At 40.5% G+C, this 23,073-nt stretch carries 22 protein-coding genes; 10 read left to right on the top strand and 12 right to left on the bottom strand.

Annotation, left to right across the window (positions count from 1 at the left end):
* Positions 1-83: 83 nt before the first annotated feature.
* From MKL33_RS12760 to MKL33_RS12740, 5 genes are all read left to right on the top strand, one after another.
* Positions 84-821 carry an SDR family oxidoreductase gene (locus MKL33_RS12760; protein WP_270907080.1) on the top strand — a complete coding sequence of 246 codons (738 nt, stop codon included), beginning with the start codon at positions 84-86 and terminating at the stop codon, positions 819-821.
* A 237-nt stretch (positions 822-1,058) separates the two neighbouring features.
* Positions 1,059-1,568, top strand: coding sequence for a rhodanese-like domain-containing protein (locus MKL33_RS12755; protein WP_270907079.1), 510 nt, complete (start codon positions 1,059-1,061; stop codon positions 1,566-1,568).
* Positions 1,569-1,586: 18 nt separating this feature from the next.
* Positions 1,587-2,528, top strand: a complete 942-nt coding sequence (gene epsC / locus MKL33_RS12750) for a serine O-acetyltransferase EpsC (RefSeq protein WP_270907078.1) — start codon at positions 1,587-1,589, stop codon at positions 2,526-2,528.
* A 240-nt stretch (positions 2,529-2,768) separates the two neighbouring features.
* Positions 2,769-3,701: a family 2A encapsulin nanocompartment shell protein gene (locus MKL33_RS12745; RefSeq protein ID WP_001107594.1), complete on the top strand. Its 933-nt coding sequence runs from the start codon at positions 2,769-2,771 to the stop codon at positions 3,699-3,701.
* Complete coding sequence (locus tag MKL33_RS12740) at positions 3,676-5,637, top strand: family 2A encapsulin nanocompartment cargo protein cysteine desulfurase (RefSeq protein ID WP_060466455.1); 1,962 nt, start codon at positions 3,676-3,678, stop codon at positions 5,635-5,637. Before MKL33_RS12745 ends, MKL33_RS12740 begins: the two co-directional genes overlap by 26 nt.
* Positions 5,638-6,269: 632 nt before the next feature.
* On the opposite strand, the gene MKL33_RS12730 is transcribed toward MKL33_RS12740, so the two are convergent.
* Entirely contained in the window at positions 6,270-6,908 is a 639-nt protein-coding gene (locus MKL33_RS12730; RefSeq protein ID WP_060466456.1) for a LysE family translocator, read from the bottom strand.
* A 91-nt stretch (positions 6,909-6,999) separates the two neighbouring features.
* On the opposite strand from MKL33_RS12730, the gene MKL33_RS12725 reads away from it, so the two are divergent.
* Positions 7,000-7,929: a LysR family transcriptional regulator gene (locus tag MKL33_RS12725; protein ID WP_270907077.1), complete on the top strand. Its 930-nt coding sequence runs from the start codon at positions 7,000-7,002 to the stop codon at positions 7,927-7,929.
* 47 nt (positions 7,930-7,976) lie between these two features.
* Here the strand turns inward: MKL33_RS12725 and MKL33_RS12720 are convergent, their stop codons facing one another.
* From MKL33_RS12720 to MKL33_RS12700, 5 genes are all read right to left on the bottom strand, one after another.
* A complete protein-coding gene (locus MKL33_RS12720; protein WP_270907076.1) occupies positions 7,977-8,843 on the bottom strand; it encodes a cysteine ABC transporter substrate-binding protein in 867 nt (288 codons plus the stop codon).
* An 83-nt stretch (positions 8,844-8,926) separates the two neighbouring features.
* Positions 8,927-9,787 (bottom strand): transporter substrate-binding domain-containing protein, encoded by an 861-nt coding sequence (locus MKL33_RS12715; protein WP_270907075.1) that lies wholly within the window; start codon positions 9,785-9,787, stop codon positions 8,927-8,929.
* A 30-nt stretch (positions 9,788-9,817) separates the two neighbouring features.
* A complete protein-coding gene (locus MKL33_RS12710; RefSeq protein WP_270907074.1) occupies positions 9,818-10,549 on the bottom strand; it encodes an amino acid ABC transporter ATP-binding protein in 732 nt (243 codons plus the stop codon).
* A 2-nt stretch (positions 10,550-10,551) separates the two neighbouring features.
* Positions 10,552-11,217: an amino acid ABC transporter permease gene (locus MKL33_RS12705; protein ID WP_005076530.1), complete on the bottom strand. Its 666-nt coding sequence runs from the start codon at positions 11,215-11,217 to the stop codon at positions 10,552-10,554.
* Entirely contained in the window at positions 11,207-11,866 is a 660-nt protein-coding gene (locus MKL33_RS12700; RefSeq protein WP_001104469.1) for an amino acid ABC transporter permease, read from the bottom strand. The genes MKL33_RS12705 and MKL33_RS12700 overlap by 11 nt, the downstream gene beginning before the upstream one ends.
* Positions 11,867-11,930: 64 nt before the next feature.
* Here MKL33_RS12700 and MKL33_RS12695 point away from each other — a divergent pair, with 64 nt between their 5' ends.
* Positions 11,931-12,044, top strand: coding sequence for a hypothetical protein (locus MKL33_RS12695; protein ID WP_079381051.1), 114 nt, complete (start codon positions 11,931-11,933; stop codon positions 12,042-12,044).
* Between the two features lie 106 nt (positions 12,045-12,150).
* On the opposite strand, the gene MKL33_RS12690 is transcribed toward MKL33_RS12695, so the two are convergent.
* The 3 genes from MKL33_RS12690 to MKL33_RS12680 all read right to left on the bottom strand — a co-directional run bounded on the left by MKL33_RS12690 (position 12,151) and on the right by MKL33_RS12680 (position 16,998).
* Positions 12,151-12,435: a GNAT family N-acetyltransferase gene (locus MKL33_RS12690; protein WP_039760218.1), complete on the bottom strand. Its 285-nt coding sequence runs from the start codon at positions 12,433-12,435 to the stop codon at positions 12,151-12,153.
* A 142-nt stretch (positions 12,436-12,577) separates the two neighbouring features.
* On the bottom strand, positions 12,578-13,537 hold the full coding sequence (locus MKL33_RS12685) for a response regulator transcription factor (RefSeq protein WP_270907073.1): 960 nt from the start codon (positions 13,535-13,537) through the stop codon (positions 12,578-12,580).
* On the bottom strand, positions 13,534-16,998 hold the full coding sequence (locus tag MKL33_RS12680) for a hybrid sensor histidine kinase/response regulator (RefSeq protein ID WP_270907072.1): 3,465 nt from the start codon (positions 16,996-16,998) through the stop codon (positions 13,534-13,536). Before MKL33_RS12680 ends, MKL33_RS12685 begins: the two co-directional genes overlap by 4 nt.
* A 195-nt stretch (positions 16,999-17,193) precedes the next feature.
* Here MKL33_RS12680 and MKL33_RS12675 point away from each other — a divergent pair, with 195 nt between their 5' ends.
* Positions 17,194-18,810 (top strand): purine-cytosine permease family protein, encoded by a 1,617-nt coding sequence (locus MKL33_RS12675; RefSeq protein ID WP_046812706.1) that lies wholly within the window; start codon positions 17,194-17,196, stop codon positions 18,808-18,810.
* Positions 18,811-18,868: 58 nt separating this feature from the next.
* On the opposite strand, the gene MKL33_RS12670 is transcribed toward MKL33_RS12675, so the two are convergent.
* Positions 18,869-19,324: an Lrp/AsnC family transcriptional regulator gene (locus MKL33_RS12670; RefSeq protein WP_000376211.1), complete on the bottom strand. Its 456-nt coding sequence runs from the start codon at positions 19,322-19,324 to the stop codon at positions 18,869-18,871.
* A gap of 156 nt (positions 19,325-19,480) precedes the next feature.
* On the opposite strand from MKL33_RS12670, the gene MKL33_RS12665 reads away from it, so the two are divergent.
* Entirely contained in the window at positions 19,481-20,092 is a 612-nt protein-coding gene (locus MKL33_RS12665; RefSeq protein ID WP_009388290.1) for a LysE family translocator, read from the top strand.
* Between the two features lie 70 nt (positions 20,093-20,162).
* Here the strand turns inward: MKL33_RS12665 and MKL33_RS12660 are convergent, their stop codons facing one another.
* A complete protein-coding gene (locus tag MKL33_RS12660) occupies positions 20,163-20,774 on the bottom strand; it encodes a LexA family protein (RefSeq protein WP_005069871.1) in 612 nt (203 codons plus the stop codon).
* 286 nt (positions 20,775-21,060) lie between these two features.
* Here MKL33_RS12660 and MKL33_RS12655 point away from each other — a divergent pair, with 286 nt between their 5' ends.
* Complete coding sequence (locus tag MKL33_RS12655) at positions 21,061-21,294, top strand: hypothetical protein (RefSeq protein WP_002114518.1); 234 nt, start codon at positions 21,061-21,063, stop codon at positions 21,292-21,294.
* A gap of 62 nt (positions 21,295-21,356) precedes the next feature.
* On the opposite strand, the gene MKL33_RS12650 is transcribed toward MKL33_RS12655, so the two are convergent.
* Complete coding sequence (locus MKL33_RS12650; RefSeq protein ID WP_270907071.1) at positions 21,357-22,664, bottom strand: KGG domain-containing protein; 1,308 nt, start codon at positions 22,662-22,664, stop codon at positions 21,357-21,359.
* Positions 22,665-23,073 lie beyond the last annotated feature (409 nt).

The following is a 23,073-nucleotide window of genomic DNA, read 5'->3' as shown; positions in this document are numbered from 1 at the left end:
TTATCTTATCCAATTCTGATGATTTATCCCATATTTCTATATTATTAAAATAAGCCATACTTAATCAAATAGGCAATCTAAAAATGAATATTTCAAGAAAAACAGCTCTGGTTACTGGTGCATCACGTGGTATTGGCCGTGCTATTGCAGAACGTTTAGCTCAAGATGGTTTTTATGTGATTGTTAATTATGCTGGCAATAAAGTGCATGCCCAAGCCACTGTAGAACATATTATTGAGCAAGGTGGTCAAGCCTCAGCTATTCAAGCGGACGTTGCAAATGAACATGAGGTGAGCCGTTTATTTCAAGAGGCAAAGACCATTAACGGTCAAGTAGATGTGGTAGTTCATAGTGCCGGTATTATGCCTATGGCAAAAATTACACCTGAAAGCCTGCCAGATTTCGATAAAGTGATTCATACCAATTTACGTGGCTCGTTTTTAATATTGGCGCATGCGGCCGAAACAGTGCCAGATGGTGGTCGGATTATTGCGCTTTCAACCAGTGTAATTGCCAAATCTTTCCCAGCATATGGTCCTTATATTGCTTCAAAAGCAGGTGTCGAAGGTTTGGTACATGTGTTAGTAAATGAGTTACGTGGACGCAATATCACTGTAAATGCTGTTGCACCTGGTCCAACAGGTACTGACCTTTTTTATAATGGAAAAACTGAAGAGCAAGTGGCGGCTATTGCAAAACTTGCTCCATTGGAACGAATCGGAACACCTAACGAAATTGCTGACGTAGTGGCCCTGTTGGCTGGTCCAGATGGGCGCTGGGTAAACTCCCAAGTCATTCGAGTAAATGGTGGATTTGCTTAATATTTAAAACCGTGTGGATTATTTTAATTCTCACGGTTTTTACTAAATAATAAAATTTCTTAAATCTATTTTATTTTAATAACTTTATAAGATTAACTAATACTATTTTATATAAAATATTCACCGCTCTTATTTATTAAAATAATATATATAAATAGATATTCCTTATTTTTGCTTATATTTAAAAACGCGTAAATTGAACCTTAACGATCTGAATCAAAGATAAGGATATATTCAATGAACGCTAAATTAAATACTGAAAATCCACAAGGTTTTATCTCAAATGTTTCAAATACATCCTTTTCAGCCGAAGATATTCTTGCTAAAGCACAGCAATATGCACAAGAACACGAACTAAATTTTAGTGGCAGTTTATCACCTGTTGACGCATGGCAGCTCGTACAACAAGGAGAAGCAGTTTTAGTTGATGTGCGTACCAATGAAGAACGCAAATTTGTGGGTTATGTCCCTGAAAGTATTCATGTCGCATGGGCAACAGGCACGTCATTTAACCGTAATCCACGCTTTTTAAAAGAACTTGAATCAAAAGTTGGCAAAGATAAAACCATTCTTTTGTTATGTCGTAGTGGCAACCGTTCAACACAAGCTGCCGAGGCCGCATTTAATGCTGGTTTTGAGCACATTTATAACGTTCTTGAAGGCTTCGAAGGTGATCTAAATGATCAGCAACAGCGTAATCAGAAAAATGGCTGGCGCATCCATCAACTTCCTTGGCAACAAGACTAATATTTTAATCAATTTTCAGTGAATCAAGGAAAGCTTGTGACTCAATGGAACATTAATGCGGTTGTACAAGGTTTACAACAAGCAAGGCATGACTGGCGTCAGCAACAGCACAGAACAAAAGAATTTGGGGGCCGTGAACTTCCATCTAAAGAAGCTTTAAAAGCCATTTTAGATGACCTGTGCGGGATTTTATTTCCAATGCGTTTAGGCCCTGCTGACTTACGTCAAGAAACTGAAGATTCTTATATTGCCTATACTTTAAATCGGGTACTCACAGCCTTACATGCTCAAGTACAACTGACTTTAAATTATGAAGCAAAACGTCATTTGAGTCATTCGAACACAGTCCAACACCCAGACGAACTTGCTCAAACTATTGTGCAGGATTTTGCCAACACATTGCCTTCTATACGACGTCTTTTAGACGGCGATGTACGTGCGGCCTATGAAGGCGATCCAGCGGCGCATAGTGTGGATGAAGTACTGCTCTGCTATCCGGGCATATTTGCGATTATTTATCACCGAATTGCGCATCAGCTCTATGCTCAAGTGCCTTTATTGTCACGCATTATTTCGGAATTAGCCCACTCTGCTACGGGTATTGATATTCATCCGGGTGCGCAAATCGGCAAAGGATTCTTCATCGATCATGGTACGGGTGTGGTGATTGGTGAAACTAGTGTCATTGGGGAACGTGTACGTATTTATCAGGCGGTAACACTGGGGGCAAAACGCTTTGAAACCAATGATGATGGTGCTTTGAAAAAAGACTATATACGCCATCCGATTGTTGAAGATGATGTCGTGATTTATGCAGGCGCCACTATTTTAGGCCGTATTACCATTGGCCGAGGGTCAATTATTGGGGGGAATGTTTGGCTAACACATAGTGTGGCCGCAGGTAGCCAGATTTTACAGTCACCGAATGAGTCTTATCAAAAAAATCATATTGCCAGTTAAAAACTATAGATGTGAAATAAATAGATAAGGAGATGAATAAACAAAAAACTTATGTATTAACTAAATGCTTATTTCTAGTTTAAATATATTTTTATTTAGAAAATAGATAAATCATTAATAAGCTCAGTATTTAAAAAATTTATAACGCGATTTTAATTTTAAAACCAGAACTAATTCTAGTTTATATGCATCCTAGAATTTTTATTTTCAAAAAGCCAATGTAATAAGGAAAAATGATTCATGGCGAAAAATACAGATAAAGCCCAACTTGCACTTGGGGACCATGCGGCCCGTCAACTGGCCAATGCAACCAAAACAGCTCCCCAGCTTTCTACAATTACTCCCCGCTGGCTGACTCACTTACTTCAGTGGATTCCTGTTGAAGCAGGTATTTATCGCCTAAACCGTGTCAATAATACCGATGATATTCAGGTGGCTTGTACACAACGTGATGAAGCAACTTTACCGCAAACTTTTGTCGATTATGACCCTGAGCCACGCGAATACTTTTTAAATGGTGTATCTACTGTTTTAGATGTGCATACACGTGTTGCTGACCTTTACAGCAGCCCACACGACCAAATTAAAGAACAGCTCCGTTTAACGATTGAAACCATTAAAGAACGTCAAGAAAGTGAGCTTATCAATAACCCTGAATACGGTTTACTGGCAAGTGTGACAGATGACCAACGTATTTCGACTTTAAATGGCCCACCTACTCCAGATGATCTTGATGATTTGCTACGTAAAGTCTGGAAAGAACCGGGATTTTTCCTAGCACACCCTGATGCGATTGCAGCATTTGGACGTGAATGTACACGCCGTGGTGTACCCCCTCCAACGGTTAGTCTGTTCGGTTCGCAATTCATTACATGGCGCGGTATTCCACTCATTCCATCAAATAAAATTCCTGTAGAAGATGGCAAAACTAAAATCTTGCTGCTTCGTGTAGGTGAAAAGCGTCAAGGGATTGTTGGTTTGTTCCAACCAGGTCTTGCTGGTGAACAGTCACCAGGGCTTTCAGTACGCTTTATGGGAATCAACCGTAACGCGATTGCGTCGTATCTAATCTCGTTATATTGCTCACTTGCAGTACTCACTGATGATGCGTTGGCAGTATTAGATGATGTGGAGGTGGACAAATATCATGACTACCCAGTTAACTACAAGTAATCTGCAAGGTAGTCCAACGGGGCCTGAAGTGACTGGTGTTAACCCACCAGCCAACTTCCCTGATGAGTCCACAATTGCTCGACTTGCTAATGAGTTTTTTTCAGCATTACCAAGCTCAAGCAGTTCGACTTCTTCATCGGGCCTTAACTTGGACTTACCTGTCGGAGCGCCACCGCACCCTCCACAACCGGGTGAACCATTCTCTGCTCTCAGTGGTCGTGCGCCCAATATCGCCTTTCAGAAAAGTCTCAATCCGGAATATCCTGAGCATATTCCAAATTTGCCAGACTACCCTGAACGTCGAATTGTAGCGTCTGCGCCTGTGGTTGGTGGAGCTAATTTGCCACGCCCACCATTTGAACCACATTTGCCACAAGCTGCTCATAGTGAACCCAACGTGCCACGCATTGAACCCAGCTTACCCACTGGTGCAGGTGAATCACCTTATTATTTTTTAAATGATTTTTCTGCTCCCAATACAGCAGAACCGTCTGTTAAAGGTGTTGAAGATAATTATTCAGTTGCACAGTCTTTTCAATTGCCACATGGTGACCAACTGAAATCATTGCTGACGGAAGATCGTTTTGCAACGAACAAGCCTCCCCAAAGCTCGGCAAGCTCTGCATTTTATTTTTTAGACTTGCCTCAAACTGGACAAAATTATAGTCACTATCAACCATCGCAACCCACTTTTGTAGCAAGCGGTGCTCAACCACTCGATGTGCATGCCATACGTCGTGATTTCCCAATTTTACAGGAACGCGTCAATGGTCGCCCTCTAGTTTGGTTGGATAATGCTGCGACCACACAAAAACCGCAGCGCGTGATTGACCGGATTGCTTATTTTTATCAGCATGAAAACTCAAATATTCACCGCGCTGCACATGAGTTAGCGGCTCGTGCAACTGATGCCTATGAGCATGCAAGAAATGTAGTTGCCCGATTTATTGGTGCACCCTCTTCTAAAGAAATTATCTTTGTTCGAGGAACAACCGAAGGCATTAACCTGATTGCAAAAACATGGGGTGAGCAAAATATTGGCGCAGGTGATGAAATTATTGTTTCTCATTTAGAACACCATGCCAATATTGTGCCTTGGTATCAACTCACTAAAAAAACTGGAGCTAAATTAAGAGTCATTCCTGTGGATGACACAGGTCAGATTATTTTAGAAGAGTTACCAAAACTGATTAATGAACGCACTAAACTGCTGTCGATTACTCAAGTTTCGAATGCTTTAGGAACAGTCACACCTGTTGCTGAAGTCATTAAAATTGCGCATGCCAAAGGTGTTCGTGTGTTAGTTGACGGCGCGCAATCTGTTTCGCACATCCCTACCGATGTACAAGCCCTTGATGCAGACTTTTTTGTGTTTTCTGGACATAAAGTGTTTGGGCCGACAGGCATTGGCGCGGTCTATGCAAAACCAGAGTTGTTAGAAAGCATGCCTGTTTGGGAAGGCGGCGGTAACATGATTCAGGATGTGACCTTCGAACAAGTAGTTTACCAACCTGCACCAAACAAGTTTGAAGCTGGAACTGGAAACATTGCCGATGCTGTTGGTTTAGGTGCTGCACTTGAATATGTCGAAAGTCTAGGCATTCATAACATTGCTCGCTATGAACATGATCTACTCGAATATGGTCAAAATGCGCTGAGTAGTGTGTCAGGTTTACGCCTGATCGGAACCGCACATCACAAAGCCAGTGTTATGTCCTTTACTTTACAAGGCTATTCAACTGAACAAGTCGGTAAAGCTTTAAATCAACATGGTATTGCCGTACGTTCAGGTCATCACTGTGCTCAGCCGATTTTACGTCGCTTTGGCGTTGAACAGACTGTTCGTCCATCTTTGGCTTTTTATAATACGACTGAAGAAATTGATTTATTGGTGTCGGTTTTACATCAACTTACGCGTAACAAGCGTACCAGTTAAATCTATTTTTGCAAAAAGGACTGCTTTCGAGCGGTCTTTTTTTATAATTAATTTGCCATCATTAAAATTCAATTTTTCAATAAGGAAACTATTAAAACTCAAATAGTTCTAGCACTACATGTACTCGAGCAAAAGTCGTCTGCAACCTGCGTAGCATCAAAAAGATTCTGTTTCTGTGAAATAGTAGTTAAATGAAATAAGTCGACAGGTTTTGCAGATGACAATGCTTTTGCTTACTTTGAGCGAAACCAAAGTAAGTCCAGCCGAAGGCGACTGAAGAAATTAAAACTTTAAGCGATAATACTCTGTCGTGCTATCTAAGAGCTTGTGAATAGCTTTAGGTTAAACTAAAAGTCATTAGTGGTTATAACGGCGGAGTCTTATTATTTAAAATTCGATTTCTAGGTTAGCCTTCGGCTCGAGCTAAGAGTCATCTACAGCCTGCGCATAATTTATAAAAATAATGTTTTTGCAATATTTTCTGATAGATGGAAACAGTGAACAGGTTCTGTAGATGACAAAGTTTTTTGGTTACTTTTTCCAAAAAAAGTAACAGAATTAACTACGTTCTTCTGATGTATAAACGGTAAGACTCCGTCGCGACAGTCCATCCACTTATAAATAAAACCAACTTAATTAAACAAACCCCAAATCAATCTCAACGCAATCCCAATTAATAAAACTCCCATCACTCGCTCAAAATAAACCCCAAACTCCAAAAATCTTTTACGTACGATAGGCTGAGCAAACAGCACACTCACCACCATAAACCAGATGGCATTGACCATACACATCCACACACCATAAAAAACCTGAACTTTCATTGGTGTGGTCGTACTTACAATCGTCGTAAAAATTGCCAGAAAAAAGATGGTGGCTTTGGGGTTTAACGCATTGGTAAGAAAACCCATTGTAAACGCTTTAAATAAACTCGGTGTATCACTGTCTGCTTGGCCATTAATCTCAATAGTGGTATTCGGCTGGCTACGTAAACACTGCCATCCTAAATATAGCAAGTAAGCTGCTCCTGCTGTTCTGATAAGTGACATGAGCCATTCACTTTGTTGAATTAAAAAACCAATACCAACCAGTGTATAAAACACATGCACTGAAATCCCAACGCCAATACCAATTGCGGTCAGACATCCAATTAAGTAGCCATAACGTATACTTTGTCTTACTGTAACTACAAAATCTGGTCCCGGTAAAATCACTGCCATAAAGTGAATAAGAGCTAGCGTTAAAAACTCATGTCCATACAACTGCCACATAACAATTTAGTTTCCTGAAAATCACCTAAAAGATTGTATTGCGATTTTTTAGACGCGATAATCCAATTAAAATCCAAATAACTTTTGCCTCATGAGCACAAATCAAAGTCTGGTTCTGTTAAATGAAATGGCGACTTTCGTTAAGGTTGTCGAGTCGGAAAGCTTTTCTGAAACCGCAAGGCAACTCGGGACTACGCCTTCTGCTGTGAGCCGCGCGATTGCCCGTTTAGAACGTGCTTTAGGCACCCGCTTACTCTATCGGACCACACGGAAACTTCGTTTAAGTGAAAGCGGACAACAGGTTTATCAACGTTGTTTAGATATGGTAAATGCGGCACAAGCAGTCATGGAAAGTTCAGGTCAATTTCATGTCGAGCCAGAAGGTATTATTCGCATGAGTGTCCCCAAAGCTGTGGGACATTTTATGATTCATCCGCATTTACCCGAATTTTTAGAACGCTACCCGAAAATTGATATACAAATGCTTTTAGAAGATCGTTATGTAGATCTCATTGATGATGGAGTCGATTTAGCACTTCGAATTACAGAGCAACCACCCGGTGGCCTTATGGGTCGAAAACTCATTGATATTGATCACTTGGTTTGTGCTACGCCTGAATATTTGGCAAAGCATGGCACACCGAACCACCCTCATGATTTAAAGCAGCATGAATGTATTTACTTGGGTGAACAAGCCAGTGACTCAAAATGGAAATTTCAACAAGGAAATAAATCGATAAGTGTTGCCGTGCGTGGTCGTTATGCTGCAAATCATACGGGTGTGCGTTTGAGTGCCGCATTACAGCATTTAGGTATTGCGAGCTTGCCATACTTCGTTGCACGCCATGCTCTACAACAAGGTACCTTAGTTCAGGTTTTACCAGATTGGTATTTTAAGACCTATTATAGCGGTGGGCTGTGGTTACTCTACCCACCGACACGGCATCTCCCGCCTAAATTGAGTGTGTTGATTCAATATTTGGCAGATAAATTAGCAGCAGAGCCGACTTTAAAAATCTAGTCGGCCCTAACTCGAGCAAATCCTGTCTAGAGTCCTCTTTATTAGAATTATTCAACCAATAGATCTTTTGGATTAATCGTATCGCCATAGACTGGTTTTAACGTCTTTTCATAAGCCTGATGAATCACGCCTTCTTTTGCCAATTTCTCTAAATCTTGATTCAACCAATCCAATAACTCTTTATCACCCTTTTTCACTGCTGGTGCAATTAAGTCTTGCTCACCTAAATTGGTAATGCCAACAGTGTAATTTGGATTTTCTTTAGCCCACGCTAAAACCAGCAAGTTATCATGGGCAAGCGCAGCACCACGACCATCTTTTAAAGCATCAAAAGTTTCAGTGTTTTGCTCATATTTTTGTAGCTTAATTTCTGGATGAGTCTTGGTGAAGAATGAATCAGCCGTTGTACCTTTGTTGACCAGTAAAGTTTTATCTTTAAGTTGAGCCACATCAATAATCGGATGGCTTTTAGGAGAAACGACGCCCAAAGCAACTTTCAAATAAGGTTTAGCAAAATCGACCACTTCTTTACGTTCAGGTGTAATGGTAAAGTTTGCAAAAATAATATCTACTTTATTGGCTTTTAAATATTCGACACGGTTAGCCGCTTCAGTTAAAACAAACTCAACTTTGTTTTCATCACCGAGCAAATCTTTAGCGACATGCTTGGCAATCTCTACATCAAAGCCTTGGTTTTTACCTTGAGCATCTAAATATCCAAACGGCGGTTTATCACTAAATACGCCAATTCGTACAACACCATTCTTTTTGATCTGTTCAATACTTGACGTAGTTTGTGTGGTATCAGCCGTTTTTTCAGTAGACTGAGTTCCTTTGTCACATGCAACTAAACCTAAACTCAGTAAAGACGCAGCTAAAATATGCTTTACGTTTTGAAATGTTAATGTTGTCATTATTTCACCCTATCGTTCTTGTAAAAGTCTTATTTAAAAATAGCAGCGCCTACTTCTAGACACTGCTCTAGCGATATCAAAAATTATTGGCCTACATCTAAAAACACATTCGGATTGACCGAGTCACCGTAAATTGGTTTCAAGGTTTCATCATAAATTTTCTTAATTTCACCACTTGTTCTTAGCTGCTTGATTTCAGTATTGAGCCAATTCAATAATTGGGTATTACCCTTTTTAACTGCTGGTGCAATAAATTCTTGATCACCAATAGACTGTATACCTGCCACATAACTTGGGTTCTTCGCAGCCCATGCCAAAGCATAGGTACTATCTTGTGAAATTGCGTCACCACGACCATCAGTTAAGGCTTTAAAAGCATCCGAGTTTCTTTCAAACTTAAGTAAATTCACTTTTGGATAATGCTTGGTAAAGTAGGTATCTGAACTTGTGCCTTTATTTACAATTAAGGTCTTACCTTCTAATTGAGCAATATCTGTAATCGGCTTGGCTTTAGGAGATACAATGCCAAAAGCACCTTTTAAATAAGGCTCGGCAAAATCGACAACCTCTTTGCGTTCAGGAGTCACCGTAAATGTCGCGAATACAACATCAGCTCGATTTGATTTTAAAAACTCCACCCGATTTGAAGCTTCAGTCACAATAAACTCAACTTTCTTTTCATCACCGAGCAAGTCTTTGGTCACACGTTTTGCTAAGGCCACATCAAAGCCCTGATTACTCCCCGCACTATCTACGTAACCAAACGGCGGATCATCGGCAAAAACAGCAACTCGTAGTACCCCATTTTTTTTGACTTGCTCTAAAGAATGGTCTTCTTGAGTATTACTTGCCTGTTCAGTTGATGGCGTTTTACTACATGCAGTTAATAACACCCCAGCAACGGCAATACTGCTTAATATTTTTATTGAATTACGTTTAAACATCCACTTCCTCATGATTCAAATAATAAAAATTTAGTACGACAAAATATTTAAGAAGGCTTTCGCTCGTTCTGTTTTTGGCTGTTCAAAAAATTCTTGTGGTGAAGCCTGTTCAATAATCTTGCCCTTATCCATAAAAATAATGCGGTCGGCAACTTTACGGGCAAAGGACATCTCATGTGTCACAATCAACATGGTCATTCCTTCATTTGCCAATTTCAGTACTACATCGAGCACTTCCCTAACCATTTCCGGATCAAGTGCAGCGGTAATTTCATCAAGTAAAATCACTTGAGGTTGCATGACCAATGAACGAACAATGGCTATACGCTGTTTTTGTCCACCAGAAAGTTGTCGTGGATAATCAAGTTTCCGCTCAAACAATCCCACTCGCTTTAGCAACTCATCTGCTACTTGTTCTGCTTCATCGCGATGGCGTTTTTGTACTTTGAGTGGTCCAAGCAAAATGTTGTCAATGACATTCATATGCCCAAACAGCTCATAGTTTTGAAAAACCATGCCAATTTTTTGACGAGCATTCGTCCAGTCCACATCTTTACCGAGTACACCTGAGCCAGTTAAACGAATTTCGCCACCCTGAATCGGTTCTAAGCCGTTAATACAGCGCAATAAGGTACTTTTACCGCAGCCCGATGGACCTAAAATAACAACCACCTCTCCTTGTTCTACATCCAGATCAATACCCTGTAAAATATGACTTTGTGCAAATGATTTCTGTAATTGTTGTATCGATAACAAAGGCATAATTACTCCCAGACCTTTTCTAAATGTGCCGCCAAACGCGATAAGGGATAGCAAATCAGAAAATACAAAATAAAAATAAAGCCATAAATCCAAAGAGAAGCGCTTGGCACGGTCAACAGCGAATTTTCAATAATTTGCTGGCCCACTTTAATGACCTCAACCACACCAATCAGGACTGCCAAAGAGCTAGTTTTCACCATTCGGGTAAATAAGTTAATCGCGCCTGGTGTTACTCGTTTTAGACTTTGCGGAAAAATGACATAGATCAAAGCTTGAACATGAGTGAGTCCAAGCGCATAGGCCGAATCACGTTGATGCTGATCAATTGAAGTAATGGCTGCACGGACCAAATCGCCCATTTCAGCCGTACCCCATAAAACAAACACAACAATGCACACCCACATTGCAGAAAACTGCCAGTTAAACCATGTCGCAAAGCCGAAATAAAACACAAACAGCAAAACTAAAATTGGAATGATTCGGATGGCTTCTAAATACAGACGGCACAGCGATTTAACGACTATGTTTTTAGAAGTCATAATGACGCCGAAAACTGTGCCGAAAATTGCAGAGAAAAAGACCGAAATAAAAGCAATTTTTGCAGTTGCCCAAAGTCCCCACATTAAGCGTTCGAGGTGACTCGCTTGAAATAGATAATCAAGTTCCATGGCTCACCTTCCGACTTCTGTGCTCCAGATAGCTGGTTAAAATAGACACGGGCAATAAAATAATGAGATAGGCCATGATGAGTAAAAACAAAGCTTCTGTGGTTTTATAGTCCATGCCAATTAAGTCTTTGGTGACAAAAAGCAGTTCAACGACAGCAATTGCACTGACCACAGAACTTTCTTTAATTAGAAATAGGCAATTTGCCCCTATTGCCGGAATTGAAATAGCCAGTGCTTGAGGAAAAATGACATATCTAAAAATTTGAATCGGTTGTAGACCAATACTTTTTGCTGAGTCAATCTGCCCTTTGGCCACCGACTGCAAACCTGCTCGGAAAGCTTCGGCCATATAGCTTCCACCTAAAAAGGTCAATCCGATCACACCGCAAGTGAAACCATCAATTTTGATACCGAGTTTTGGCAAACCGTAATACAAAAAGAACAGTTGAATTAATAAAGGGGTATTTCGAGATAACTCAATATAGAACTGGGCAATTCTATTTAGCACCCGCACGCGATATGTGATTAAAATGCTGCAAATCAGCCCTACAATAATCGCCAAAATAATGCTGATAATTGAAATTTTCAGCGTGGTCAAAGTTGCAGAGAAAAATTGCGGCAACACACTATGGATATACTGCCAGTTCAAGGAAAATTCCAAAAAATAATATTAAAACGTTATAAATATTTAGCTTTCGTCAGCCATTAAATATTTGTGCAAAGAGTTTATTTTTTTCCCAATTGGTCTAAAACTATTTTTATTAGATAAGCTTTTCTATAAGTTTGATAAATTCGATTTGGCAATCGAAAACCTTCAAATCAGTTGAATACAACTGCTTAAAACATATTCACTAAAACAAAGATGAATAATAAAGCCAATAAAAAATCGGACACCAACGCCCGATTTTTATAAAATGATTTTTAATCTATTGTTTATTTTCTAAGTACATCACCAATGCTTGGGTCTTTATCAAAAACCGATTTTGCATATGGGCAAAGCGGAATTACTTTTACGTCTTTTTCACGAACAAAAGCCACCAAAGCATCAAGTAATTTGCGACCTACGCCTTGTCCCCGATAATTTTCATTTACATCTGTAGCGTCAATAATCAGCATGCCTTCGCCTGCCCATGTATAAGTCATTTCACCCGCAACGGTTTCACCATCAAGTAAGCTAAAGCTGCCGTGTTTTGCATCATCTTTTTGTTGAATATTCACAATGAATTCCTCGTATTACAAATCGTATTTATTTAAAAATGACTTTATATATCTTTATCTATAAGAACAAATTTAAGTGTAAAAAAATAGACTATTTTTAGCAGTGAGTCTGTATGCTTTTTAAATACAATCGTCAATTAAATTAGTGAAACTCTTGCACCAGACTATTAATGTGCGCCACGGCAGCAGTTCGATTTTCAACGCAAAGTTTTTCAAAAATATGCTCTAAATGCTTGTTCACTGTCCGTGGGCTAAGCTCCAAAATTTCTGCAATATCTTTATTGGTTTTTCCTAGCAATAACCAGTGCATGACTTCTGCCTCACGTTGAGTCAACTGCGGGCAATATTTTAAAATATCAGCCATTTCCAAAGCTGGCGTAGAAGTCTTAATCTGTATCAGATAATTTTTTGCCACACTTGGTTCAGTTTGCCACGGCGTAAGCAATAAAAGCTGTAATTGCTGAGATAGTGTCGAATAAGAACAGCTGGTTAATTTTTTGGGGTCTTTTTCATGCTCTAAGTCTGAAAACCAAGCTTTTAAACCTGCCTCAAAACCGTCTAATTCGGGTAAATACTGATTCAGTAAATCACTGGCTTTTTGGGTTTTCCACACAATTTTACCGTGCACATCTAGCGCAAGAATGGCTGTTTCCGTTGCATCAATGACCTGTTTCTGTTGTTGCAATAGTTTGGCATGTGCCAAATGTGTTTTTACCCTTGCTAATACTTCTTCAATATTCAAAGGTTTGGTTACATAGTCCACCCCACCGACCTGAAAACCACGCACAATATGCTCTGTCTCAGACAAACCTGTCATAAAAATGACGGGAATAAACTGTGTAATTGGGCTCGCTTTAAGCTGTATACAACTTTCAAAACCGTCCATATGTGGCATATTGCCATCGAGTAAAATCATATCTGGTAAGCATCGGTGGGCAATTTCAATTGCACTTAACCCATCGGTTGTGACAAGCACGCGATAACCTGCCTGATCCAGACTTTCATGTAACAAGCCTAAATTTTCCGGCACATCATCTACAATCAGAATAACAGCCTGCTCGTTTGGCGAAGCTTGCTGAAAAGAAACATGTTGCGTACTCATTGCTTATCCTGAATTAATCGTTGGGCGTGTTTTAAATCAAACTTTTGAATAGCCTGTTCCAGCTGTTCCCATAACTCTTTATGCTCCGGAAAATTTTGACGACATTGCGTTAAAGTCTGTTGAATTCCACGAATGTAGCCCTGTCCAATTAAATCATTTAATTGCTGCAAGCTTTGCTGTAAATCAAGCAGATCATTATTTTCTGGTTGCTGGACTGGTGTATGAACAGTAGCTTGCTCTTGCTTAAACACCTTTACATCCAATGCTTGAACATCATTATTTTCAATGGATTTCTCTGATTTGGAATCAATCCATATCAAACCTAATTTGTCCCCAATTTTACTCAGCAACAAATTCAGGTCGATTGGTTTTAACATAAAATCTTCACTTAAGACCGCATCTTGTGGATTGACTTCGCGCTCGCCTGCATTAGCGGAAATAATTAAGATCGGCACATTGGTAATATTATTCTGCCGCAATAATCGTGCTGTTTCCCAGCCGCCCATCAAAGGCATATTTAAATCCATCAAAATCAGGTTAGGCTGGAAAATAGGTACACGTCTTAAACAGTCAATGCCCGACTCGGCTTCTTCAATCAAAAATCCCAAAGGTTTGAGAAAATTAGCGACTAAGCCTCGGTCCACCGCTTCATTATCGACAACCAAAATTCGTTTTCGTTCGCCTTGATAGCCTGTGATTTGGTTGGAGTAAACATTAGAAATCGGATGAACCACTTCTTTTGAAGGTAAATAAAACTTAATCTTAAATTGTGAACCCTGATTGAGCTGACTAGTCACAGATAGTTGGCCGCCGAGTAAATCGACTAATAATTTTACAATGGGTAATCCGAGTCCTGTTCCGGTAAACCCACCTTGAACCACATTACTGCCGCGTTCAAACGGGTTAAAGATTCGCTCTAAATCGGCCTCGGCAATACCACAGCCTGTATCTCTAATTTCAAAATAAGCCGTTTGAAAACGGTACTCAACTTTTAAAGTAATTGTACCGCTCGTCGTAAATTTTAAAGCATTACCCAATAAATTGATGAGCACTTGCTCTAAGCGCTTTTTGTCGGTACGGACATAGTGCGGCAGGTTATCTCCAATTTCATAAATAAACTGTAAATTCTTCTGTTCAAACTGTGGCTGAAACATTTGAATAATCTGTTCTATAAAATTTGGGAAGTGAACATCCACCACATTTAAAGAAATTTTGCCTGTCTCAATTCGTGCTAAATCCAGTAAACCGTCAATCAGTGAAGTTAAATGCTGCCCACTACGGCTAATCACCCCAAGCGCCATTTTCCCCTGTTCCGAAAGCTGCTCTTGTTTTTGAAGCAATTGGCTATAGCCCAAAATACTATTTAGAGGTGTTCGTAGTTCGTGACTAATTCCAATGACATAACGACTTTTTGCATCATTTGCCCGCTCCGCTGAAATTCGGGCATCTTGCAGGTCTTTTGAAGTGACTTCATGCGCAGCAATTTCATCAATCAATAACGCTGTTTGTTGATGTGTCTCAATTTCAGCATTACGGCGGCTTTCATCGTTTAACACTAACCACCATGCCGCAACGCTCATTAATAAAAATAAAATAGTGTAAATTTTCACAAAGAGCGTAAATAACTGAGGAACTCCTTCAGCATTAATCGTTTCCAGATATGCTTTTTCTTGGATATAAACCAGACTTAAACTCACCGCCAAAACAATAGAAAGTCCTAAAGTCATTAATAAATATAAACTGACCCGACTATTTAAACGGCTGGCCCAACGTTCTGGTAAATAATGCCAGATAGCTTTTTTAAGTTGCACCGACCAACGTCCATCGGGTTTACACAAATCGTGACAGCGTGCTTCCAGTGAACAGCATAGAGAACAAATCGTACCGCTATAGGCTGGACAGCCCGCCATATCGGCAAGTTCATAGTCCCTTTCACATACAACACAGTTTGCAACCAAAGTTGCCTGAATTTTTTCAGGCTGGCGTGCAATGTAATATTTGCCTTTGGTTAAGTAAGCAATAACAGGAACGCATAACACAGCACTCCCCAGCGCAATAAAACTCGCCAAGCCTTTCGCCATTAATCCGAAAAAGCCCAAATAGCTAAGCATCGATAGCACTGAAGCAATCAGTAAGGCTCCCACACCGACGGGGTTAATGTCATATAAATAAGCACGGCGAAATTCAATTCCCTTCGGACTTAAACCTAAAGGTTTACAGATAATTAAATCGGCAACAACAGCACCAATCCATGCCAAAGCGACATTGCTATATAGCCCCAAAATGCGCTCTACCGCATGGCTAATTCCCATTTCCATCAAAACAATGGCAATAAACACGTTAAAAAGAAGCCAGACAATTCGCCCCGGATGGCTATGAGTTAAGCGTGCAAAAAAGTTGGACCATGCCAATGAGCCAGCGTAGGCATTGGTCATATTAATTTTAATTTGCGCCAAGCAAACCAGTGCTAGAGTCAATATTAACGCTAGCTGAGGATTTGGAATAAATTGTTGATAAGCAACCCAATATAAATAAGTCGGATTGTCTAGTTCAGAGACAGGAATAAACAGCTGAAAAGCCAACACCATCAGCAGCATACCCATCAAAACTTTTAAAAATCCAAAAATAATCCAAGATGGCCCACCTAGAAAAACGGCAAAACGCCATGCAGTTCTATTCTTTTCTTTTTGCGGTAAGAAACGTAAATAGTCGGCTTGCTCACCAATTTGGATCACAAATGAAAAAATAAGAGTGCACGCCGCACCAAAGTAATACAGATTAAAATCGGTTGAGTTTGAAACCGCCCCAACAAAATGCAAGCTACTACTTAAAATTTGTGGTTGTTTCCAAAGTACAAAAAACCACGGTAATAACAGCAATAAGAGCCAGATTGGCTGAGTGATTGCCTGAACTTTATTAATAAAACCAATGCCTTTGACCACTAAAGGCAAAATCACTAAGGCAGAAATTAAGTAACCAATAACTTGCGGAATACCTAAAGCAAGCTCAAGTGCCATTGCCATAATTGCGGCTTCAAAGGCAAGCAGAATAAAGGTAAAGCTGGCATAAATTAGAGACGTAATGGTCGAGCCAATGTAGCCAAACCCTGCACCACGAGTAAGCAAATCAACATCTACATTATATTTTGCGGCGTAGTAACTAATCGGCCAACTGGTCAAAAATATGATGGTACATACGACAATTGCTGCCCATAACGCATTGCTAAAGCCATACTGCCAAAGCATGGTTGCCCCAATGGCTTCCATAGCCAAAAAGCTAACTGTAGAAATTGCAGTATTGGTAACGGTCCAAGGTGACCATTTACGTACTGAGGTGGGTGCATAGCGGAGCGCATAATCTTCGATACTTTCATCTGCCACCCAAATATTATATTCACGGCGTGTTTTGATCACACGTTGTGGCGCTTGTTGGGGACGTGAAGAATCTGGCATAACACTCATGTTTTGGATGGGGCTGCATTAAACCCAGCAATCCTTATGCCAAAAGTCATTTATCATGGCGATTTTCTCGAATACGCACATATACGCAAAATAACGTATTTTCAATTTTTCCCAAAAATCACACACTCAAAACCATCAAAAAACAATGATCAATATTTGTGTTGATTGACCGAAAATGATTGGGAGATTGATGTTATGAGTGTATCTGAACATCCAAATCTGGACACTGTGCAAGGTACAGATTCACAAAAAGCAGTGAATGAAACCTTAGAAGATTATACTTTACGTTATGCTCCACACAGCTTTCGGCGCTGGAGTCCCAAAGTTGTCGCTATTACTGCTCTTGGTGGTATTGCCTATCTTGCTGACTTTTCTATTGGCGCCAGTATTGGTATGTCTTACGGAACAACCAATGCTGTTTTCTCCATTCTATTTGCAGCGATTATTATCTTCTTAACCGGCATTCCTTTAGCCTACTACGCAGCGCGCTATAACATCGATCTTGACTTGATTACCCGCGGTGCAGGTTTTGGTTATATCGGTTCGGTCCTGACCAGTATCATTTTCGCCAGTTTCACGTTTATTTTCTTTGCCCTTGAAGGTTCAATCATGGCGCAAGGATTATTGCTCGGTTTAGGTATTCCGCTTTGGGCAGGTTACCTCATCTCAACAGTTATGGTCATACCGCTGGTGATTTACGGCATGAAAGCCTTAAGTAAATTACAAGTCTGGACTACCCCGCTTTGGCTCGTTCTGATGATTGGTCCTGTGGCCTATCTGATTTATCAAGAACCAACCTTAGTTAGCCAGTTTGCAACTTTTACAGGTAACGAAGGTTTTGCAACCATAGATATGGCAGCAATCATGTTAGGTGCTGGTATTTGTTTATCGTTAATCATGCAAATTGGTGAGCAAATTGATTACTTACGCTTCATGCCTGCAAAAACAAAAGAAAATAGCAAAGCATGGTGGGCAGCCGTTATTTCAGCGGGTCCAGGTTGGGTGATTTTAGGCGCAATTAAACAAATTATTGGGGCATTTTTAGGGTTCTATTTACTTACTAAAATACCGGGCGTAAACAGTACTGAACCTGTTCAACAGTTTAATGCGGCGTTTCATGACATGCTTCCGGGTTGGGCTGCTTTAACACTTGCAGTGATTTTGGTGGTTATTTCTCAAATTAAAATTAATGTGACCAATGCTTACTCTGGTTCCCTTGCATGGACAAGTGCCTACACACGTATTAGCAAACATTATCCTGGTCGTATTGTGTTTGTGATGGTGAACTTGGCAATTGCGCTTGCTTTAATGGAAGGCAACATGTTTGCGGTACTGGGTAAAATCTTAGGGTTCTATTCAAACTTTGCGATTGCTTGGGTTGTGGTTGTTGCAACAGATATTTCAATTAATAAATATGTGTTAAAACTTTCACCGAAAGAACCAGAATATCGTCGTGACATGCTATACAACGTAAACCCTGTCGGTATGGTTGCGTTCCTTGTATCAGCAGGCTTATCAATTGCAGCATTCTTCGGCTTACTTGGTAGCTTCTTGGCACCTTACTCACCGCTTATCGCACTTGTGCTTGCCTTTGTATTAACACCAATCATGGGCTTATTAACCAAAGGAAAATACTACATCAAGTCACACGATGACGGTATTAAAGAACCACGTTACGATGCTGAAGGAACACCAGTTGCAACGGTTTACCACTGCCGCGTATGTGAGCAAGGCTATGAGCGTCCAGATATTATGTTCTCTCACAAACATAACGGTACAATCTGTTCTTTGTGTAAAACACTCGATGCTTAAAATTCTATAGCAACTAAAAAAGAAGCTTTAAAGCTTCTTTTTTTATATCTGATGATTCTTAGCCAATCGGGAATAAACGTTCAGGCACTACATCTTTCATTACAATGGTTGAGATGAGTCGTTGCACACTTGGAATAGCAGATAATTTTTCATCGTACAAACGCTGAAAAGCAGGCAAATCTTTAGCCACCACATGCAGCAAATAGTCTGGCTCACCAAATAAGCGCTGCGCCTGAATAATTTGTGGAATATCAATCACAGCATTTTCAAACTTCTCAACCGCCTGTTTATCACCTTCTTTAAGCGTAATAAAAACAATCGCTGAAAATTCAAATCCCACTAAATTCGGGTCGAGCTCTGCCCGATAACCTTTGATGGCTCCTGACTCTTCTAAAGCCTTCACTCGTCTATGACAAGGTGAAATGCTCAAACCCACTTTTTCAGCCAATTCAGTAATAGATAATCGGCCATTTAATTGCAATTCAGCAAGAATCTTTTTATCTGTGCGATCCATTTAGAAAAATTTACCCCAAATGAGTGTGATATGAGCAAATATTTAAAAGCACATTCTAAATACATGAGCATATTATTTTCAACAAGCTCGAATAAATAGGGATTTTTTCTAAACCACGAGTGAAACCTTTGGAAAATAGTTTGCCGAGATAAGCATATGGCTTTTAATATTTTTATTGCATTTTGGAGTGTCTCCATTCTTTTTATTATTACGCCAGGGGCAGACTGGGCCTATGCCATTTCAGCAGGGATTAAAGGCAAAGTCGTCGTACCCGCTGTCGCAGGCATGCTATTTGGGCACTTTATTACGATTTTATTGGTAGCAGCTGGTGTTGGTCTGCTTGTAGCAAATAATCCAACTGCTCTGATGATCCTAACAATTGCGGGTTCTGCTTATTTGTTATGGATGGGAATAAACTTATTACTTACCCCTCCTACTCCGAACGAATCTGGTTCTGAAAAGGCTCAGTCATGGTTGAGCTGGGCAACCAAAGGCGTTTACGTAAGTGGCTTAAACCCGAAAGTTTTTTTACTCTTTTTAGCGCTGCTTCCTCAGTTTATTGACACTACTGCTTCATGGTCAGTGACAACACAAATTCTTGCATTTGGTGTTGTTCACATGATTAGCTGCGCAATTATTTACTTAATGGTGGGTTATGGTTCAGAGGCCATTTTAAAAACCAGACCACAAGCAGCACAATTAGTCGGCCGTTTTTCAGGTGGTTTGATGGTTGTTATCGCGACGTGCTTATTGATTGGACAAATTTAAAAGTCATTTAACAAAAAGTTACTGACTCACTTTTCGGGTCAGTAACTTGAATAATAAAATATAAGAAAAATTATCTCATTCGTTTGAGGTTATACGTCACGACTCCCCAAATAACCAGTTCTTGCCCCTCTTCAATATAAATATTCTGATAATCAGGATTTTCTGCTTTTAGCCAAACTTTAGGTGGATGAAATTGACTATCAATCATTAAGCGCTTCACAGTGAAATCATTATCGATGAGTGCAATCACAATATCACCCGATTTAGCGGGAATGCTACGATCCACAATAAGCGGATCATTAATATCAATTCCAGCATCTAACATGGATAAAGAGTTGGCTTTGACAATAAACGTGGCATTTTCATTTCTAATTAAATATTCATTTAAATCGAGTGCTTGCTCAATATCATCTTGTGCAGGTGAAGGAAAACCTGCCGCAACACGTTCAGTTGCCAAAGGAATGTGGTAAATTTTATCGTTATTCGGGTGGACCTGTTGGACATTAAGTTTTGAGTTAAAGTCGGTCAAGTTATTGGTTTTGACATTATTCAGTAACCAATTTTTGATAAAGTTAACTTGAGACTCAGGAACACGAATGACTTTGGTGGGTTCATTGAACTGTGCTTTACGTCCGGCATTTTCTCGTGCACCGCCATGCTCGAACTCTTTTTTCTTTGGCATATTGCCTCCATTCCACTGTTCAAATCCTACACAAACAATGTAACTTGAAAAAGTTACATTTTCAAGTTGACGAAATATTTTTTTTGCATAACAATAAATCTCATGATCAGATTTTAATCCATTTTGCTTTTAACAGGGATGTTTTAACCAAAATGGCAATTTGAAGAAAATCAAAACCTATTTCGAAATAGTCGTTATCGCTGACTGTTTTTTGATTTTTATCAAATGAGATTCTGAACACTTAACATTCTGGTTAAATTCAGTTTTTGGTATGGAGACATGCGAAATGAAAAATCAACGTGATGCGGTTTTAGGTTATGCAAATGAGCAACATGCTTACTATATCCGCCTAATTGAAAATGATGCGGTTTTAGGTGAAAGCTACGGATTATTTTGTGAAAATCCAGATAGCGAAGCAGCCGAAAGTATTATGACAACACTTTTTTTGAAAAAATCTTTTTGGTTAAACGGTTCTGAATATCTTGATATTGTAAAAGGCCTACAACCTCTCCCTCAGTAAATACAGTAAGTAAGCTAAAAACAAAGGAGGCAAAAGCCTCCTTTGTTTTTAAAACATTCTGCTTAAGACGTAAAACGTCCGTAGGCATCACGTTTTTGATTACGAGAGTTTTGACCACGACCATCATAATCATCGTCGTCATCACGGCTGCGGCCACGGCCTCGTCCACCTGAGCGGCCACGATCGTCATCATCATCGTCATCACGGCTGCGACTACGACCTCGACCACCTGAACGGCCTCCGCGATCGTCATCATCATCGTCATCACGGCTGCGACCACGACCTCGACCACCTGAACGGCCTCCGCGATCGTCATCATCATCGTCATCACGACTGCGGCCACGGCCTCGTCCACCTGAACGGCCACGATCGTCATCATCATCGTCATCACGGCTGCGACCTCGGCCTCGGCCACCTGAACGGCCTCCGCGGTCGTCATCATCATCGTCATCACGGCTGCGGCCACGGCCTCGTCCGCCTGAACGGCCTCCGCGATCGTCATCATCATCGTCATCACGGCTGCGGCCACGGCCTCGTCCGCCTGAACGGCCTCCGCGATCGTCATCATCGTCATCATCACGGCTGCGACCACGACCTCGTCCACCTGAACGGCCGCGATCATCATCATCATCGTCATCACGGCTGCGGCCACGGCCTCGACCACCTGAGCGACCACCGCGATCGTCATCATCATCGTCATCGCGACTGCGGCCACGACCTCGTCCACCTGAACGGCCGCGATCGTCATCATCATCATCGTCATCACGGCTGCGACCACGACCTCGTCCGCCTGAACGGCCTCCGCGATCATCATCATCATCGTCATCACGGCTGCGACCACGACCTCGACCACCTGAACGGCCTCCGCGATCGTCATCATCATCATCGTCATCACGGCTGCGGCCACGGCCTCGTCCGCCTGAACGGCCACCGCGATCGTCGTCATCATCGTCGTCATCACGGCTGCGACCTCGGCCTCGTCCGCTTGAACGGCCACCGCGATCATCGTCATCATCGTCGTCGTAACGGCTTCGGCCTCGACCACCTGAGCGGCTACCGCGATCGTTATCATCGTCGTCATCATCACGACCGCGGCCACGACCATTACGGCCATCATTTTTATGGCTTAATGCACCCGCTTCACGCGCTTCTTCAGAGGTAAATTCATGAGCGTTACCATTTGCATGGGCTGCTCGGCCAGCTTCACGAGCTTCTTCAGAGGTAAACTCATGTGCATTACCACTCGCGTGAGCAGCTCGCCCACCTTTGCTGGCTATTTCTCGTACTCTTTCAGGATCCATACTTGCAAATCCACGATTTGAAGTACCTGTTCTATTGTTATCATCATCTTCATATCTAGTATTAGCCATAGTTATATCTTCCTATATTTAATTATAGTCACTACCGCTTTTAGTTAACGGATTTAATAACAATAGAATATCTATAATATTTTCCCACCCAAGTGATGTATCAATCCTTTTAAATGTATATCAATCAAAAAATGAAATTTCTTATAAACATATTATTTTTAAAATATTTTAAAAATTTTAATTATTAATAATTTTACTCTTTAAATATTGGATATACTCATTATTACCTAAGGGCACACTACAATATATTTTTACAAACACAGTTAAAATATTTTAACTGATAACAAAAAATTTCAAAATGTACAAAACAGTAAACTAACACAACACCAGATCTATTGAGAAAATAACAAGCAAACAATTATTTTAATTAAAAAACAATAACATATATCATTACATTTTCAGAATTAAT

The organism is Acinetobacter sp. AOR43_HL (genome assembly GCF_027854635.1).
Taxonomy (GTDB): Bacteria; Pseudomonadota; Gammaproteobacteria; order Pseudomonadales; family Moraxellaceae; genus Acinetobacter; species Acinetobacter pittii.
The sequence above is the reverse complement of the archived record's forward strand: the minus strand, read 5'-3'. Positions and strand labels throughout refer to the sequence as shown.